Here is a 14864-nt window from a genome sequence, read left to right as displayed (position 1 = left end):
CGGAGCCGGGCGGCGGAGGACGGACACGCGGGTGCGGGTCGGACGAGGAGGGGTGGTGATGGTGCGGTGAGTCGGTCCACCGTCAACCGGGTGCTGCTGGGGGCCGCCGCCGTGCTGCTGCTGGCGGTCGGCCTGCTGGTGCTGGCCGGCGGGCTCGACCTCTACGCACGGCTGGGGGTAGACCCGCCGAGCCGGTGGCCGCTCACCTCGCCGGACCAGCCGGTGGTCAGCTCCAGCTCGCGGACCCGCTGGTCCGACGAGACGTGGTGGTGGCCGGCCGTGACCGCCGGGCTGGTCCTGGTCGTCGTCGGTACCGGCTGGTGGCTCCTCGCCCAGCTGCGCCGCAGCGGCCCGGCGACCGTCGTCCTCCCCACGCCTGGGGCGGGCGGACTGCGGCTGCGGCTGCGCACCCGGGCCCTGGAGGAGGCGCTGGAGACCGGGACGGTGGCCCTTCCGGAGGTCGAACGGGTCAGCGTCCGGCTGCTGCGGGGCTCCGGTCGGCAGCGGCTGCGGGCGGCCGTGCGGCTGACCCCGGGCGGTGATCCGGCGGAGCTGGTGGAGCACTTCGAGACCGGCCCGCGCGGTGACGCCCGCGCCAGCCTCGGCCTGGCCGAGCTGCCCGCCGAACTCCGGGTGCGGGTGCAGGCGGCGAAGCCGGCCGCCGCGCGCGGGCGCGGCGGCCGGCGTCGGCGTCCGCGGGTCGACTAGCCGCCCGCGACCGGCTCCGGCGGGTGGCTCAGAGCCCGCGCAGGGCGCCGCCGTCGACCGGGATCATCACACCGGTCAGATAGGAGGCGGCGGGGGAGAGCGCGAAGGCGGCGACCTTCCCGAACTCCGCCGGGGTGCCGTAGCGGCGGAGCGGGATGCCGGCGCTGTTGCGGGCCCGGGCGGCGGCGGGGTCGCCGCCGAGGGCGTCCAGTTCGCGGACCCGGTCGGTGTCGATCCTGGCCGGGAGCAGGCCGACCACCCGGATCCCGCGCGGGCCCAGCTCGTCGGCGAGCGACTTGGCGGCCATCGCCAGGCCCGGCCGCAGCCCGTTGGAGATGCCCAGACCGGGGATCGGCTCGCGGACCGAACCGGAGAGCACGAAGCCGATCACACCGCCCTCGCCGAGCGCCTCGGCCGCGGCCCGGGCCAGCCGCAGGGCGCCGAGGAAGACCGACTCGAAGGCGCCGCGCCAGGCCTCCTCGGGGGCGGCGCTCACCGGGCCGGGCGGCGGGCCGCCGACGCTGATCAGCACGCCGTCCAGCCGGCCGAAGCGCTCCACGGCCGCGCCGAGCAGCCGCCCGGCGGTCTCCGGGTCCGCGTTGTCGGCGACCAGGCCGTGCGCCGCGCCGCTGCCGCCGAGGGCGTCGAGCTCGGCCACCGCCGCGTCGACGGACTCCTTGTTCCGCCCGCTGACCAGCACCCGGGCGCCGTCGGCGGCGAGCTCGCGGGCGGCCGCCAGGCCGAGGCCCCGGGTGGCGCCGGTGACCACGTACACCGTGTCCTTCAGTCCAAGATCCATGGCTCCCATCCTGCCGGGTCGGGGGAGCGGCGGGGTAGGGGGCACGGCGGCCGCCGCGGCCCGAGGAGGCGGCGAGTTTCGGCCGACTGCGTCCGGGAGCTGGCCTTGACGCCCGCGTCAAGGTCTACCGTCGTACCCGACGGCGTTCGAACGGCGGTCGGAAGGAACGGGTGCGGTCATGCGGATCGGTGAGCTGGCGGAGCGGGCGGGGACGACCACCCGGGCGCTGCGGTACTACGAGCAGCTCGGGCTCTTACCCGCCCGACGGGCCGGCAACGGCTACCGCGCGTACGGCGAGGACGATCTGCGGCTGCTGAAGCAGATCCGCACGCTCCAGGACTTCGGTTTCGAACTGGAGGAGACCCGCCCGTTCGTCGAGTGCCTGCGGGCGGGCCACCCGGAGGGGGACTCCTGCCCGGCCTCGTTGGAGGTCTACCGGCGCAAGCTGGCCGAGCTGGACGAGTGCATCACCCGGCTCCAGGAGGTCCGTACGCAGGTGGCCGAGCAGTTCGCCCGGGCCGAGCAGGCCCGTGACGAGCTGGCGGCCGAGGCCGCCTGGCAGACGCCGCAGTGTGAGTTGGCAGTCGAGTGGGAGGAGCGGTAGATGGGGAAGATCGCTGGAGTGCCGGAGGTCACGGACGACACGTTCGCGACCGAGGTGCTGGGGGCCGAAGGACCGGTCCTGGTGGAGTTCACGGCGGACTGGTGCCCGCCGTGCCGCCAGATGGTGCCGGTGCTGGCCGACATCGCGAAGGAGCAGGCGCACCGGCTCACGGTGGTCACCGTGGACGTGGACCACAATCCGCAGACCCAGGCCGCGTACGGGGTCCTGTCGATGCCGACGCTGATGGTCTTCCGGGGCGGTGAGCCGGTGAAGTCCATGGTCGGCGCCCGGGCCAAGGTGCGGCTGCTGCGCGAACTGGAGGACGTGCTGTAGCTCGCGGGCTACGCCGGCACGCTCTCCTGCTCCACCTCGGCCTCGGCGGCCTCCTTGGCGCGGTCCTTGGCCTCGCGGCGCACCATCACCCAGAAGCCGACCGGGATCATCGCCGTGAACAGCCACCACTGGACCGCGTACGCCATGTGCGGGCCGATGTCGGAGTGGTTGGGCTCGGGCAGCAGCTCGGGCTGGTCGGCCGGGGCCGGGGTGGTGGCGGTGAGCTCCAGGTAGCCGCCGAGCAGGGTGGCGCCGGTCTCGCCGGCCTGCTGCTCGGTGCTGATCAGGTTGAACTGCCGGTCCGGCAGGCCGGCCCGGTCCCGGATGCCGCTGCCGGCCGCGGTCTCGTCGGCGCGCAGGCGACCGGTGAGGGTGACCTCCCCGGCCGGCGCGGCCGGCACCTGCGGGTACTCGCTGGCGGAGCCGCCGGACGCCACCCAGCCGCGGTTGACCAGGACGCTGCCCTTGCCGTCGGAGAGCCGGAGCGGGGTGACGACGAAGTAGCCGATCTTGTCCCCGCCGGAACCGGTCCGCTTGCGGACCACGAACTCGTGCACCGGGTCGTACTCCCCGGTCGCCGTCACCGTCCGCCAGGTCAGGTCCTTGGGGACGGTGAAGCCGGGCGAGCCCGACAGCGTGTCGAACGGGACCGGCCGGTCGGTGAGTGCCTGGGCGATGAGCTCGTTGCGGGCCACGCGTGCCTCGTGGCGGTGCAGCTGCCAGAACCCCAGCCGGATGGTGGTGGGGATCAGCAGCAGGGCGATCAGCAGCGTGATCACCCAGCGCCGCGAGAGCAGAAAACGGTACACACGGGCACGGTACGCCCACCTCACAACCGGATCACGCACCGGGGTGCGGGGCGACCTCGCGCAGCAGATGCAGGAAGGCGTCCTCGCCGAGGACCGGCGTGCCGACCTCGCGGGCCTTGCGGGCCTTGCCGCTCCAGCCCCCCGGCTCGTTGGTGACCAGCAGGCTGGTGAGCCGGCTCACCGAGGAGGCGATGTGCAGGCCGGCCTCCACCGCGCGGTCCTCCAGCACCTCGCGGTCGGTCGCGGTGTCGCCGGTGAACGCCACCCGCATGCCCTGCACCAGCGGCTTGCCGTCCTCCCAGCGCCCCGGGTTCGGGTAGGGGCACGGCGGACGCTTCCTGGCCTGCCGGTAGGAGGCGCCGGTCCAGGAGCCGCGGGCGGGGGAGGCGGGCTCCTCCGCGCCGAGGTCGGTGACGGCCACACAGGTCTGCAGCGGCAGTGGGACGCCCCCCGAGCGGGCCAGGTGCAGGCTGGGCCGGAACGCCTCGGCCAGCACCCGGGCGTCGTCGAGGGCGTTGTGCGCCTGGCGCTGGCGGACGCCGAAGTACGCCGCGAGCGAGGCCAGCTTGCCGTTGGGCAGCGGCAGCCGCAGGTCGCGGGAGAGGACCATGGTGCAGAGCCGCTGGTCCACCGGGGCGCGCAGGCCGGCCCGGGAGAACTCGCGGGAGATCATGTTCCAGTCGAAGAGCGCGTTGTGGGCGACCATCACCCGGCCGCGCAGCCGCTCGGCGAACTCGTCGGCGATCTCCGGGAAGGTGGGCGCGCCCGCCAGCACGTCGTCGGTGAGGCCGTGGATCCAGACCGGGCCGGGATCGCGGCCGGGGTTGACCAGCGTGTACCAGTGGTCGGTGACCTCCCCGTCGGCGTCCAGCTGGTAGAGGCCGGCCGAGATGACGCGGTCCGAGCGGCCGAGCCCGGTGGTCTCGACGTCGACCACCGCGAAGCCCTCGTCGGGGGCGGCGGAGCGCTGGGCGGGGACGGGGACGGTCCGCGGCGCGCCGTTCGTCTCGGGCTGGATCGCATGCATGGTCAAACAGAATAAGCGCCCTCGCGGCCGGGCTCGGCCGAAATGTTCGTACCGGTCGGCCGGAATAGAGTGGGACGCGTATTCGTCGTACACCCAGTCGAATATCCCCCGGCCGCACCACACCCCCACGCGGCCGTCTCTGCGAAGGACGAATCCCCCATGCGCGCCACCGTGATCCACGGCCCGAACGACATCCGGATCGAGGAGGTGCCGGACCCGGTGATCCAACGCCCGACCGACGCCGTGGTGCGCGTGGTGAACGCCTGCATCTGCGGCAGCGACCTCTGGGCCTACCGGGGCGTGGCGGCGCGGACGGCCGGGCAGCGGATCGGGCACGAGTTCCTCGGCGTGGTCGAGGAGGTCGGCACCGAGGTCCGCGACGTGCGCCCGGGCGACTTCGTGGTCGCCCCGTTCGTCTGGTCGGACGGCACGTGTGACTTCTGTCGCGAGGGCCTGCAGACCTCCTGCCCGCACGGCGGCTTCTGGGGCGAGGTCGGCTCGGACGGCGGCCAGGGCGAGGCCGTGCGCGTGCCGTTCGCCGACGGCACCCTGGTGCGGCTGCCCGGCGAGGCGGCGGGCGACGAGAAGCTGCTGCCGAACCTGCTCGCCCTCTCCGACGTGATGGCCACCGGCCACCACGCGGCCGTCACGGCGGGCGTGCGCGCCGGTGCCACCGTCGCGGTGGTCGGCGACGGCGCGGTCGGCCTGTGCGGCGTCCTGGCGGCGCACCGGCTCGGCGCGGGCCGGATCATCGCGCTCGGCCGGCACACCGCCCGTACCGACCTGGCCCGGCGCTTCGGGGCGACGGACGTGGTCGCCGAGCGCGGCGAGGCGGCGATCGAGGCGGTCAAGGAGCTGACCGGGGGACAGGGCGCGCACGCCGTGCTGGAGGCCGTCGGTACCGAGGAGTCGATGCGGACCGCGATCTCGATCGCCAGGGACGGCGGCGCGGTCGGGTACGTCGGCGTCCCGCACGGCGGTAGCGCCGGCGTGGACATCGGCCAGATGTTCGGCCGAAACGTTTCGCTCAGGGGCGGAGTCGCGCCGGCCCGCGCGTACATCCCCGAGCTGCTGCCGGACGTCCTCTCCGGCGCCATCGAGCCCGGCCTGGTCTTCGACCGCACCGTCGACCTGGACGGTGTCCCGGACGGCTACCGCGCGATGGACGACCGCTCCGCGCTGAAGGTGCGGATCGCTTTCTGACGCATCGTCACCACAGGCTCCACGAAGGGCGGCACCGCACATCGGTGCCGCCCTTCCCGCTGTCGGGAAGTGATGGTTTTCGGCCAATTGACTAGCGCGAGCGGGTGAACGGATGGCTGGTCACGGACAACCCCTTTCGGAGCGGGCACGACCCTCCTAGCATTGCGCGGCGCGCATCCGGACTGTGACGCCCCTCACGTCCGATCGTTCCACTGGTGCGACCACTACGCCGAAGGAGTGAGGAGACAGCGTGGAATCGCCGCCGATCACCACTGCCCCTACCGAAGTCCAACTCATCGAAGAGGGCGAGGAGTTCCGCACCCTTCGAAGCTCGTTCCGGAGCTTCGCCTTCCCGGTCACCATCGGCTTCGTCCTCTGGTACCTGCTCTACGTCCTGCTCTCCAGCTACGCCCCCGGCCTCATGGGCACCAAGGTGGCCGGGCACATCAACGTCGCCCTGGTGCTGGGGCTGCTGCAGTTCGTCACCACCTTCGCCATCGCGGCCTGGTACGCGCGCTACGCGGACCGGCGGCTCGACCCGCCCGCCGCCGCGATCCGCGAAGCCCAGGGCGCCGTGGTCCACGCTCCCCGGGAGGCCGCCGAATGACCCTGCTCGCCAGCTCCGCCACCGAGCACCGCGGTCTGACGATGACCCTGTTCGGGTTCTTCGTCCTGGCCACCCTCGGCATCACCGTCTGGGCCGGACGGCAGACCAAGGGCGCCGCCGACTTCTACGCCGGCGGCCGGAGCTTCACCGGGTTCCAGAACGGCCTGGCCATCTCCGGTGACTACATGTCCGCCGCGTCCTTCCTCGGCATCGCCGGCGCCATCGCGCTCTCCGGCTACGACGGCTTCCTCTACTCGATCGGCTTCCTGGTCGCCTGGCTGGTCGCCCTGCTGCTGGTCGCCGAACCGCTGCGCAACTCCGGCCGCTACACCATGGCCGACGTCCTGGCCTTCCGGATGAAGCAGCGCCCCGTCCGGACCGCCGCGGGCATCTCCACCATCGTGGTGTCGATCTTCTACCTGCTCGCCCAGATGGTCGGCGCCGGCACGCTGGTCGCCCTGCTGCTCGGCGTCAGCGGGGACGGCGCCAAGCGGCTGACCATCGTCGCGGTCGGCGCCCTGATGGTGATCTACGTGGTGATAGGGGGCATGAAGGGCACCACCTGGGTGCAGATCGTCAAGGCGGTGCTGCTGATCGCGGGCACCGCGCTGATGACCGTCCTGGTGCTGGCCAAGTACCACTTCAACCCCTCCGCGCTGCTCGGCGCCGCCGCCGACGCCAGCGGCAAGGGCGCCGCGTTCCTCGAACCGGGGCTGAAGTACGGGGTCAACGGGACGACCAAGCTCGACTTCCTCAGCCTCGGGATCGCGCTGGTGCTCGGCACCGCGGGCCTGCCGCACATCCTGGTCCGCTTCTACACCGTCCCCACCGCCAAGGCTGCCCGGAAGTCCGTGCTCTGGGCGATCGGCATCATCGGCGGCTTCTACCTGATGACCCTGGCGCTCGGCTTCGGCGCGGCCGCGCTGGTCGGCCCCAAGGCGATCAAGGCGGCCAACCCGGCCGGCAACACCGCGGCCCCGCAGCTCGCCGAGCAGCTCGGCGGCGGCCCGGGCACCACCGGTGGCGCGATCCTGCTCGCGGTGATCTCGGCGGTGGCCTTCGCCACCATCCTGGCCGTGGTGGCAGGCCTCACCCTGGCCTCCTCGGCCTCCTTCGCCCATGACCTCTACGCCAACGTCATCCGGCGCGGCAAGGCGTCCGAGAAGGAGGAGATCCTCTCGGCCAAGTGGGCCGCGGTCGCGATCGGCGCGGTCGCCATCGTGCTCAGCCTCTTCGCGGGGAAGCTCAACACCGCCGCCCTGGTCGCGCTGGCCTTCGCGGTAGCGGCCTCCGCCAACCTGCCCACGCTGCTCTACTCGCTGTTCTGGAAGCGCTTCACCACGACCGGCGCGGTCAGCTCGGTCTACGCCGGGCTGGTCAGCTCGGTGACGCTGGTGTTCTTCTCGCCGGTCGTCTCCGGCGGCAAGGCCTCGCTCTTCCCGGACGCCGACTTCCACTGGTTCCCGCTGGAGAACCCCGGACTGGTCTCCATCCCGATCGGCTTCCTGGCCGGCTGGATCGGCACCCTGCTCTCCAAGGAGAAGGCCGACCCGGCGAAGTACGCTGAACTGGAGGTCCGCTCGCTGACCGGGCTGGGCGCCCACTGACGGGCGGATGATGACTAAGCTGGCCCGGCCCCGCGGGAGCGGGGACCGGGCCGGCCGCACTCCCGGCCGCACACTCACGGGAAGGGACCGCCGTGCTGCTCGACACCTTCGGCCGGCAGGCCGTCGACCTGCGGGTCTCCCTCACCGACCGGTGCAACCTGCGCTGCACCTACTGCATGCCCGAGGAGGGCCTGCAGTGGTTGGCCAAGCCCGACCTGCTCACCGACGAGGAGATCGTCCGGCTGGTCGGCCTCGCCGTGCGCGAGCTCGGCGTCCGGGAGGTCCGGTTCACCGGGGGTGAGCCGCTGCTGCGCCCTGGGCTGGTCGGCATCGTCGCCGCCTGCTCCGCGCTCGAACCCCGCCCCGAGCTCTCGCTGACCACCAACGGCATCGGCCTCGCCCGGACCGCCGGGGCGCTGCGCGCCGCCGGGCTGGACCGGGTCAACGTCTCGCTCGACACCCTCGACCCGGACACCTTCCACACCCTCACCCGGCGCCGCCGCCACCAGGACGTGCTGGACGGGCTGAGCGCCGCCGTCGCCGCCGGGCTGACGCCGGTCAAGCTGAACGCCGTCCTGATGCGCGGGGTCAACGACCACGAGGCGCCCGAGCTGCTCGCCCGGTGCCTGGCGGAGGGCTACGAGCTGCGGTTCATCGAGCAGATGCCGCTGGACGCCCAGCACGGCTGGGACCGCTCGTCGATGGTGACCGCCGGGGAGATCCTGGAACGGCTCGCCACCCGGTTCACGCTGACCCCCGAGCCCTCGGACCGCCGCGGCGCGGCTCCGGCCGAGCGCTGGCTGGTGGACGGCGGCCCGGGCCGGGTCGGCGTGATCGCCTCGGTCACCCGGCCGTTCTGCCGCGCCTGCGACCGCACCCGGCTCACCGCCGACGGCCAGGTCCGCAACTGCCTGTTCGCGACCGGCGAGACGGACCTGCGGACGGCGCTGCGGTCGGGCGCCGGGGACGACGAGATCGCCGAGCTCTGGCGTGCGGCGATGTGGGGCAAGAAGGCCGGGGCAGGGATCGACGCCCCGGAGTTCCTGCAGCCCGAGCGGCCGATGTCCGCGATCGGCGGCTGACCGGCTCCGCACCGCCGGGCCCCCTCGCCGGACGCTACGCGGACGGCTCGGCGGGGCCCGGCGCGTCCGGCGCGGTCCAGTCGGCGAGGGCGACGACCTCCTTGAGGAAGCCGCGCACGCCGAGGAACTGCGAGAGGTGCTCGCGGTGCTCCTCGCAGGCCGCCCAGGTCTTGCGGCGGTCGGGGGTGTGCAGCTTCGGGTTGTTCCAGACCAGCACCCACCGGGCGTCCGCCCGGCAGCCCTTGGCCGAGCAGACCGGTGCCTGCGTCTGCGGGGAGCCCGGGGATTCCATGGTGCCGTCCTCAGCGATAGCGGGTCGTCTGCACCGCCAGTCTTTCACGCTCCCGGACGGCGACGGCGCGTCCGGGCATGGCGACGCCGGGCAGCCACGGGGGGAGCCGCCCGGCGTCGGTCCGTCGCTCCGACGGGGGATGCGGAGCGCGTACGCAGTATGTCACGGCAGGACCCCGGCATGGGGAGGTCTTGCATGATTAATCTGAGGTTCTTTTGAGCTTTCTGTCGAGGGAGTCGCTGGAAAACCCCCTAAAACGGACAGTCAGTTCGATGGCTGTGAAGAATCGGTGGGCACGCTCTGTGCCACACCGGCATCATGTGAAGCGCCGGCCCCACCCGTACCGCCGGGGCCGAGCATCAGCACGGTCTCCGGCGGTACGTCGAAGGTGCTCGGCAGCCCCGGCGCCCGCTCGCGGCCGGCGTTGGCGATCAGCACCGCGAAGTAGGGCAGCAGCACCGCGCCCGCGAGTGCGGCGAACGCGAGCACCCGCTGGACGTCCCACAGGACCACCGCGAGCAGCACGCAGACGGTGCGGAGCAGCATCGAGGCCACGTAGCGGCGCTGTCGGCCCCGGACGTCCTCGGTGAGGCTGCTGCGTGCCCCCGTGATCCGGTGGACCTGTCCACCGCCGGCGCTCTTGCCCATGTCCTACCGCCCTCGTCCACGCACCTGCCGTGCCTCGCAGCGCGGCCACTTCACGGTACGCCGCGCGGGGGCGGCCGACGAGACCGGGGGCGGACGCCGCGTCCTAATGGAGCAGGGAGAGGTACTCCGGGGGTACCGCGTCGGTTAGCCAGACGCCGTTGGCGCTGATCCGGAAGGCGTGACCGGCCGCCGCCATGGCGGCGGCGTCGACCGCCAGGACCACCGGCCGGCCGTGCCGGGAGCCGACCCGCAGCGCGGTGTCGGTGTCGGCCGAGAGGTGGACGTCCTGGCGGGCCATCGGCCGCAGGCCCTGGCGGAATATCGCGTCCAGGCTCCGGGAGGCGGTGCCGTGGAACAGCCGGGCCGGCGGCTCGGCGGCGGCCAGACCGAGGTCGACCGCCACCGTGTGCCCCTGGCTGGCGCGGATCGAGAGACCGTCGTCGGAGTAGGCGAAGCGGCGCTTGTTGTTGGTCGCCACCACGTGGTCCAGCTCGGACCTGGTCAGCCGGGTGCCGTTCGCCGCCAGCGCGGCGAGCAGCACGTCCACCCCGACCCAGCCGGCCGCGTCCAGCGTGATCCCGACCCGCTCGGGCTCGTGCCGCAGGACGCGGGACAGCGCCTTGCTGGTCCTGACCGTGCGCTTCTCGTCCATCTCTCCCGATCCCTCGCCCCCGAGCCGCCTAGGAGGCCTGGCTCACCGAACTCATGTTGAACCCCGCGACCCGCACCGGCGGCATCGCGGCCCGGGTGAACCAGTCGCCCCACTCACGCGGCAGGCAGCGCTCCGTCCGGCCCACCTCGGTGATCCGGCCGAGCAGGTCGACCGGCGACTCGTTGAACCTGAAGTTGTTCACCGCGCCGACCACCTGGCCGTTCTCCACCAGGTACACGCCGTCCCGGGTGAGGCCGGTGAGCAGCAGGTTCGCCGGGTCCACCTCGCGGATGTACCAGAGGCAGGTGACCAGCAGGCCGCGCTCGGTGCGGGCGATCATCTCGTCCAGGGTCGGCGCGCCGGCCCCGTCGGCCGTCTCCAGCACCAGGTTGTCCACCGCCGGGCGCAGTGCCAGGCCGGTGAGCCCGGCGGAGTGCCGGGTGGTGATCAGCTCGGCCAGCTCGCCGTCGCGGATCCACTCGGTGGCGGTGAGCTCCAGGCCGTTGTCGAAGACCGAGGAGTCCCCGCCGGTGGAGTGGGTCAGTACGAAGGGCGCCGCCTCCAGCCCCGGCTCGGCCGGGTCGGAGCGCAGCGTCAGCGGCAGGGCGGCCAGCTTGTCGCCCACCCTGGTGCCGCCGCCGGGCTTGGAGAAGACCGTCCGGCCCTCGGCGGCGTCCCGGCCGCCGGCGGACCAGCTGAGGTAGACCATCAGGTCGGCCACGGCCGAGGGCGGCAGCAGCGTCTCGTAGCGGCCGGCCGGCAGGTCGATCTTCCGGGTGCCCCAGGCCAGCCGCTTGGTCAGCTCGGTGTGCAGTGCGGCGACGTCCACGTCGGCGAAGTCCCGGGTGGCGGCGCCCGCCCAGGCGGAGCCGGACAGGTCGGCGGTCTTGGCGTTCAGCTCGACCGTGCCGGTCGGCTGGTCGTGGCGCAGCCGCAGGCCGGTGGAGGTGCCCAGGTAGCTGGAGACCACCTCGTGCCGGGCGAAGCCGTACAGCAGCTCGCCCTGGGCGGCGGCCCGGGCGAAGGCCTCGCCGAGGGCGGGCGCGAAGGCCGCGAAGACCTCGATCGAGGTCTCGGCCGGCGGCCCGGCGAAGTCGGGCGAGGACGGTCGGTCGGCCACCAGCGGCTGCGCGTCCTCGGCCGGACCGGCCGCCAGGGCGGCCTGCTCGGCGGCCCGCACCAGGCCCTCCACCTCGTCCGCGGTGACGGCCTCGCGGGAGACCACGCCGGAGGCGGTGCCCTCGGCGCCGGCCACCGTGGCGATCACGGTGAGCCGCCGGCCCCTGGTCACCCCGTTGGTGGTGAGCGCGTTGCCGGCCCAGCGCAGGTTGGCGGTCGACTCCTCGTCGGCGATCACCACGCAGCCGTCGGCGCGGGAGAGGCCGAGCGCCAGCTCGACGAGTTCGTGGGGCTGAATCGCGGTCATCAGTGACCCGCCTCCTGCTGGGTGTTGAGCACGTTGACGTTGCGGAACAGCGCCGAGGGGCAGCCGTGGCTGACCGCCGCGACCTGGCCGGGCTGGGCCTTGCCGCAGTTGAAGGCCCCGCCGAGCACGTAGGTCTGCGGGCCGCCGACGGCCGCCATCGAGCCCCAGAAGTCGGTGGTGGTGGCCTGGTAGGCGAAGTCCTTGACCTGGCCCGCGAGTTCGCCGTTGCGGATGGCGTAGGCGCGCTGACCGGTGAACTGGAAGTTGTAGCGCTGCATGTCGATCGACCAGGAGCGGTCGCCGACGATGTACAGGCCGTTCTCCACGCCGGCGAACAGGCCCTCGGTGTCGGGGCCGTCGGCGGCCGGCCGGAGCGAGACGTTGGCCATCCGCTGGACCGGGACGTGGGCGGGGGAGTCGGCGAAGGCGCAGCCGTTGGAGCGGTCGAAGCCCTTGAGCTTCGCCATGCCGCGGTCGAGCTGGTAGCCGACCAGGACACCGTCCTTGACGAGGTCCCAGGACTGCGTGGCGACGCCCTCGTCGTCGTAGCCGATGGTGGAGAGGCCGTGCTCGGCGGTGCGGTCGCCGGTGACGTGCATCAGCTCGGAGCCGTAGCGCAGCGAGCCCAGCTTGTCGAAGGTGGCGAAGGAGGTGCCGGCGTAGGCGGCCTCGTAGCCGAGCGCGCGGTCCAGCTCGGTGGCGTGGCCGATCGACTCGTGGATCGTCAGCCAGAGGTTGGACGGGTCGACGACCAGGTCGTAGCGGCCCGGCTCGACGCTCGGCGCCTTCATCTTCTCGGCCAGCAGGGCGGGCAGTTCGGCCAGCTCGGCGTCCCAGTCCCAGCCGGTGCCGCGCAGGTACTCGAAGCCGCGCCCGGCCGGCGGGGCCAGCGTGCGCATCGAGTCGAAGGCCCCGGTGCGCTCGTCCACCGAGGTGGCCTCCAGCGAGGGGTGCAGCCGGACCCGCTGCTGGGTGGTGACGGTGCCGGCGGTGTCGGCGTAGAACTTGTTCTCCTGCACCGTCAGCAGGCTGGCGCTGACGTGCGAGACGCCCTCGGCGCCGAGCAGGCGCGCGCTCCAGTCGGCGAGCAGCGCGGTCTTCTCCGCGTCCGGCACCTCGAAGGGGTTCAGCTCGTACGCGGAGACCCAGGTGGCGTCCGGGTGGACCGGCTCGTCCGCCAGCTCGACGCGCTCCTTCGCACCGGCCGCCCGGCTGATCCCGCCGGACAGCCGGGCCACCGCGACGGCCTGTTCGGCGACCCGCGCCGCCGCGGCCCCGGTGAGGTCGACCCCGGCGGCGAAGCCCCAGGCGCCGTCCAGCAGCACCCGGACGGCGAAGCCGAGCTGGACGCTGTCGGAGGTGCCGGCCGGCCGGGCGTCGCGCAGCCGCCAGGACGCGCTGCGGACCCGCTCCAGGCGGAAGTCGGCGTGTTCGGCGCCGAGTTCCCGGGCGCGGGTGAGTGCCGCGTCGGCCAGGGCGCGCAGCGGGTAGGCGAGGAACAGCGGGTCGACGGCGCGCCCGTGCGGGGCGCCGGAACTGCTGGTCGGGGACATCGGAGGCAAGCGGGCTCCCTGGTCGGGGGGATGACGGTGCGGGTACTCCGAACCGGGTACCCGCACGGCATCATGTCCCGTTCAGGGGGTTTCGGCCAGCGCATTCGGGCGGTGACACGCGGCGGCCGCCGCCCCCGGGGATCCGGTCAGCCGACCGTCTCCCACCAGCCGTCCAGCTCCGGCGGGTTGTCGACGTCCACCCGCTCGCCGGGGCGCGGCACCGCGAGCGGGACGGCCTGCGCCTTGGCCTCGACCAGCAGCCGCTCGATCGGCTCGGCCCAGGGGTGCAGGCCCAGGTTGAAGGTGCACCAGTGGACGGGCACCAGCAGGCCGGCGTTCAGCTCGCGGTGCGCGAGGACGGCGTCCTCCGGCGTCATGTGGATGTCCGCCCAGGCCGTGTCGTAGGCGCCGATCTGCATCAGGGCGGCGTCGAACGGGCCGTGCTGCTCGCCGATCCGCGCGTAGCCCTCGAAGTAGCCGGAGTCCCCGGTGTAGAAGACCTTGCGGGTCCGCCCGGCGATCACCCAGGAGCCCCAGAGCGTGGTGTTGCGGGTCAGACCGCGCCCGGAGAAGTGGTGGGCGGAGGTGAGTGTGACGGCGAGTTCGCCGAGCGTGCAGGTCTCGTCCCAGTCCAGCTCGATGATCCGGTGCTCCGGGACGCCCCAGCGGCGCAGGTGGCCGCCGATGCCGAGCGGCACCGCGAAGGGCGCGGACTGGCTGCGGACCAGCCGCTTGACCGTCGCCATGTCCAGGTGGTCGTAGTGGTCGTGCGAGATGAGCACCGCGTCGACCTGCGGCAGCTCCTCCAGCTCGACCGGCACCGGGTGCAGCCGCTTGGGGCCGACGTGCGCCGTGGGGGAGCAGCGCTCGCTCCAGACCGGGTCGAGCAGTACCCGGGTGCCCTCGATCTCGACCAGCGCGGAGGCGTGCCCGTACCAGGTGATCTCCACGCCCTCGGCGGCCTCGCGCGGTCCGCCGGCCGGGCGGACGGTGGGCACCGGGTGGGCCGGGACCCGGCCCTCGCGCTGGAACAGCATCCGGCGCACGGTGTCCCGGTCGATGTCCGCCGCGGACTTGGCCCGGGCCTGGGTGGACGGTGCGTTGTGGAAGACGCCGTCCCGGTACTGCGGGGAGTTGCGCACCCGGGCCTCCCGGGCGGCGTCCGGCCGCCGTCCGAAAGCCGCCGGCAGGTCGCGCAGCGACCAGGCGGCCGCTCCCGCGCCGGCCGCCAGGGCGGCCAGGGCCAGCAGTCGTCCCCGCCGGTGGGTGGTACCGGACTGTGCGTCGCTCATCCGTGCTCTGCCTTCGCTCGTCGCCGTGGCCGTCGGGCCCCGCGCGCCGGGACCCGTCCGGGAACTTCGGTACGGCCGGCCCCGGTCGTCCCGCACCACGGGGGCAACGGGTGCGCCCCGTCGCGTTGTTCCCGGAAAACCGCCGCAGTGGACGCCACAAGGGTAGGCCGGGGCGGCCGGGGACCGGGGACGGGCGGGCCCCGGTACGGATTGTCGGATTGC

At 73.5% G+C, this 14864-nt stretch carries 16 protein-coding genes; 7 read left to right on the top strand and 9 right to left on the bottom strand.

Going from position 1 to position 14864, the window contains the following annotated elements; translation table 11 throughout:
- Positions 1–66: 66 nt before the first annotated feature.
- Positions 67–708, top strand: coding sequence for an alkaline shock response membrane anchor protein AmaP (locus ACZ34W_RS06665; protein WP_465602219.1), 642 nt, complete (start codon positions 67–69; stop codon positions 706–708).
- Positions 709–736: 28 nt separating this feature from the next.
- On the opposite strand, the gene ACZ34W_RS06660 is transcribed toward ACZ34W_RS06665, so the two are convergent.
- Entirely contained in the window at positions 737–1507 is a 771-nt protein-coding gene (locus ACZ34W_RS06660; RefSeq protein ID WP_329490124.1) for an SDR family oxidoreductase, read from the bottom strand.
- A 178-nt stretch (positions 1508–1685) separates the two neighbouring features.
- Between ACZ34W_RS06660 and ACZ34W_RS06655 the strand changes: the two genes are divergently transcribed.
- Positions 1686–2111 (top strand): MerR family transcriptional regulator, encoded by a 426-nt coding sequence (locus tag ACZ34W_RS06655; RefSeq protein ID WP_329490125.1) that lies wholly within the window; start codon positions 1686–1688, stop codon positions 2109–2111.
- On the top strand, positions 2112–2444 hold the full coding sequence (locus ACZ34W_RS06650; RefSeq protein ID WP_329490126.1) for a thioredoxin family protein: 333 nt from the start codon (positions 2112–2114) through the stop codon (positions 2442–2444).
- 8 nt (positions 2445–2452) lie between these two features.
- On the opposite strand, the gene ACZ34W_RS06645 is transcribed toward ACZ34W_RS06650, so the two are convergent.
- Entirely contained in the window at positions 2453–3253 is an 801-nt protein-coding gene (locus tag ACZ34W_RS06645) for an SURF1 family cytochrome oxidase biogenesis protein (RefSeq protein WP_465602216.1), read from the bottom strand.
- 31 nt (positions 3254–3284) lie between these two features.
- On the bottom strand, positions 3285–4280 hold the full coding sequence (locus tag ACZ34W_RS06640; RefSeq protein WP_329490128.1) for a DEDDh family exonuclease: 996 nt from the start codon (positions 4278–4280) through the stop codon (positions 3285–3287).
- Positions 4281–4439: 159 nt separating this feature from the next.
- On the opposite strand from ACZ34W_RS06640, the gene ACZ34W_RS06635 reads away from it, so the two are divergent.
- The 4 genes from ACZ34W_RS06635 to moaA all read left to right on the top strand — a co-directional run bounded on the left by ACZ34W_RS06635 (position 4440) and on the right by moaA (position 8779).
- The gene (locus ACZ34W_RS06635) at positions 4440–5483 is read left to right on the top strand and encodes a zinc-dependent alcohol dehydrogenase family protein (RefSeq protein WP_329490129.1); all 1044 of its coding nucleotides are present in this window, start codon (positions 4440–4442) and stop codon (positions 5481–5483) included.
- A gap of 250 nt (positions 5484–5733) precedes the next feature.
- Positions 5734–6090, top strand: a complete 357-nt coding sequence (locus ACZ34W_RS06630; RefSeq protein WP_329490130.1) for a DUF485 domain-containing protein — start codon at positions 5734–5736, stop codon at positions 6088–6090.
- Positions 6087–7697 (top strand): solute symporter family protein, encoded by a 1611-nt coding sequence (locus ACZ34W_RS06625; protein WP_380392201.1) that lies wholly within the window; start codon positions 6087–6089, stop codon positions 7695–7697. The genes ACZ34W_RS06630 and ACZ34W_RS06625 overlap by 4 nt, the downstream gene beginning before the upstream one ends.
- Before the next feature lie 92 nt (positions 7698–7789).
- Positions 7790–8779: a GTP 3',8-cyclase MoaA gene (gene moaA, locus ACZ34W_RS06620; protein ID WP_329490132.1), complete on the top strand. Its 990-nt coding sequence runs from the start codon at positions 7790–7792 to the stop codon at positions 8777–8779.
- Positions 8780–8813: 34 nt separating this feature from the next.
- Here moaA and ACZ34W_RS06615 read toward each other — a convergent pair whose 3' ends face one another.
- The 6 genes from ACZ34W_RS06615 to ACZ34W_RS06590 form a co-directional block, all read right to left on the bottom strand.
- Positions 8814–9071, bottom strand: coding sequence for a hypothetical protein (locus tag ACZ34W_RS06615; RefSeq protein WP_352297793.1), 258 nt, complete (start codon positions 9069–9071; stop codon positions 8814–8816).
- Between the two features lie 264 nt (positions 9072–9335).
- Positions 9336–9719 carry a DUF3099 domain-containing protein gene (locus ACZ34W_RS06610; protein WP_329490134.1) on the bottom strand — a complete coding sequence of 128 codons (384 nt, stop codon included), beginning with the start codon at positions 9717–9719 and terminating at the stop codon, positions 9336–9338.
- Positions 9720–9822: 103 nt separating this feature from the next.
- Entirely contained in the window at positions 9823–10371 is a 549-nt protein-coding gene (locus ACZ34W_RS06605) for an RNA 2'-phosphotransferase (RefSeq protein ID WP_465602211.1), read from the bottom strand.
- Positions 10372–10399: 28 nt separating this feature from the next.
- Complete coding sequence (locus ACZ34W_RS06600) at positions 10400–11797, bottom strand: metallopeptidase TldD-related protein (protein ID WP_465602209.1); 1398 nt, start codon at positions 11795–11797, stop codon at positions 10400–10402.
- On the bottom strand, positions 11797–13350 hold the full coding sequence (locus ACZ34W_RS06595) for a TldD/PmbA family protein (RefSeq protein WP_465602482.1): 1554 nt from the start codon (positions 13348–13350) through the stop codon (positions 11797–11799). Before ACZ34W_RS06595 ends, ACZ34W_RS06600 begins: the two co-directional genes overlap by 1 nt.
- A gap of 146 nt (positions 13351–13496) precedes the next feature.
- Positions 13497–14642 (bottom strand): MBL fold metallo-hydrolase, encoded by a 1146-nt coding sequence (locus ACZ34W_RS06590; protein WP_465602207.1) that lies wholly within the window; start codon positions 14640–14642, stop codon positions 13497–13499.
- Positions 14643–14864: the final 222 nt, after the last annotated feature.

The organism is Kitasatospora sp. NPDC022856, assembly GCF_055561235.1.
The sequence above is the reverse complement of the archived record's forward strand: the minus strand, read 5'-3'. Positions and strand labels throughout refer to the sequence as shown.